This window comes from Candidatus Glomeribacter gigasporarum BEG34, assembly GCF_000227585.1.
Taxonomy (GTDB): domain Bacteria; phylum Pseudomonadota; class Gammaproteobacteria; order Burkholderiales; family Burkholderiaceae; genus Glomeribacter; species Glomeribacter gigasporarum_B.
This window is the reverse complement of the sequence record NZ_CAFB01000029.1, coordinates 1-2063: the sequence shown is the minus strand read 5'-3', so window position 1 is coordinate 2063 and position 2063 is coordinate 1. Positions and strand designations below refer to the sequence as shown.

The window sequence follows — 2063 nt, the reverse complement described above, 5'->3', positions numbered from 1 at the left end:
CGTGCGGCATAGCGCATGCCAGCGGCGTGAATGAATCGGCGCGGGCGCTTCCGGTTATGCGCCAGCATGAGCGTATGCTTCCATCACCGGTGGTGGCGCTTCTTCCGCCGCGGCAATCTGCGCATCGTCTACACTGCCGAACAAGCCGGTTTCATGACTTAAGCCCCGCAGTTCTTTCATCGCACTCGCGCGGTCGAGCAGTCCGGCCTCCAGCGCTTCGACAATGCTACTCACGCTTTTTTGCGCAATCTCCGCTTTCTCATGGCCGGACAATTGCCACAAGGGGCGGAACTCAAAGCGCAAACTGTCCGCATGCGGCTGCCCCAACTCCGACATCGACAACACTTCGAGCAGCCGGTGAATCGGACTTCTGAGCCGCCGCTCCTGTTTTTGATGGATGTCGTCGTAATAGGTGCGGATATCCGATTCGCCGGTCGCATTTAACCCCGCGGGCGATTGTCCGAACAGGCGCACCAGCGGAATGCCCAGCGCGCCGGCGAGTTGCTGGCCGAACTGAATCAGCATGTCCGACAAGCCGCTGAACACATACGGATGCGCCTGAAATTCATCTTTCGCGTCAATCAGCGTCAATCCCTCGATGGTCTGCCGCTGTTTAATCAAATCGACATGTTTGAACAGCGCCTTTTCCGCAGGCCCGCCCTGCGCCAGCACGCCGCGCAACCCTTCAATTTTTAACGTGCGCAGATGCGCCTTGTAGACCAGTTGCGCCGCGCCCGCGGTCGTACTGTCGAAGGCCACCAGCCTGTCCCATAATGGCTCCAGTACCGACAAGCCCCAATCGTTCTCCCGCTGCCGTTCAAAGTACGGCAGATCGACGCCCTCCATCCGTAACACGCGGCTATGGTGGATGCGCGTGGCCGGAATGCCCGCGTCGCTGACCAGCAGCTGGTAATACTTCGGCAACCCCAAATCAGGGCCGTAGGCTGTGACGCGCTCATGCAGGCTCGGTTGAACCATCCAGCGGTCGAGCACCCGCAAGCCCTTCAATTGATTCCGGCCCATCCGGTCGATGCGCAGCGGCTCCCTGAAGTCCTGCCCTTCGATCAGCATCACCGCAATCGCCCCGCCATAGAGCCGCGCCCATTTGATCGTGTCGCTCAAACGCTCCCACAGCGCCAGCCGTTGAAACGCCAAATCCAGCGCTTCGATGGCCTCCGGCTCAATGCCGGACAGATCAATCCCCGCGCGCGTCATGTCTTCCGCCGGCGCGTCAATCGCTTTGCCGACAATCCACGAGCCGCGATATGCTGTCGCCAGTTGTTGGCCATTGCGACTCTGCGGATTCAGCGTATAGCGCGCGTGGCTCGACAGATTGTCCGCGCCAAAGCCCAGCGACGCTTCAAAATTGGTGAACCCGTCTTGCGTGCGAATCATGGAACGCTTTTTCTTCTTCACAGTTCACGCCCCAGTCTTTGCCACACGGCTAAACCGTCCGGGTCGCGGATATAGCCATCCAAGCTATAGCGCACCGCATCCCATCCGTGGTTATGCTTGTCCTCGATCAGCGGCAAGATATCGCCCGTGCGGGCATCCACCTTGTACGAATACAAGCGCGCTTCCTGCCGCAGTTGCGTACACCGTTCATGAATCACGATGTGCTTAAACCCTTTCAGATGCGCAATGCCATCTTCGACGGAGCCGGGCCATTTCGCCGCCGCTTCGATGCGGAATCCCTGCCGTTGCAGATAACTAATCGTTTCGGGCCGAGCGCTGTCCGCCTTGATCGGCCAGTCCCGCGCACCTGGAATCCCCTCAAACTGCCGTCCATCCGTTGCGCGTCCGCCGGCAAAGAGCTTCGGCAGATCGTCCAGTTCCACCTGGTACCCAAAGGCTTCATGATCAATGTACAGGCATTCGTCCTGAACAAAGCACCGAATCAACGCCGTCGGGTCGTTTGCAAAGCCCCAGTCCGCACCGAAATAAAAACGGGCGTCCAGAGGCGTCTCAAACGTTTCCACGCGCACCCGTTGACCAAAAATCACCGCATCGCTCAAGCGCCGGCAATGCCCTTCCCAGATGTGGTCATACGCCTGCGGGTCGAT

The 2063-nt window shown here is 59.4% G+C and carries 2 protein-coding genes; both read right to left on the bottom strand.

Translation table 11 applies throughout. The features are described from left to right. Positions 1-54 precede the first annotated feature (54 nt). Positions 55-1395 (bottom strand): DUF1073 domain-containing protein, encoded by a 1341-nt coding sequence (locus CAGGBEG34_RS00545; protein ID WP_006681982.1) that lies wholly within the window; start codon positions 1393-1395, stop codon positions 55-57. Between the two features lie 17 nt (positions 1396-1412). Next, on the bottom strand, positions 1413-2063 hold a 651-nt coding region (locus tag CAGGBEG34_RS00540), incomplete at its 5' end, for a PBSX family phage terminase large subunit (RefSeq protein WP_042687239.1).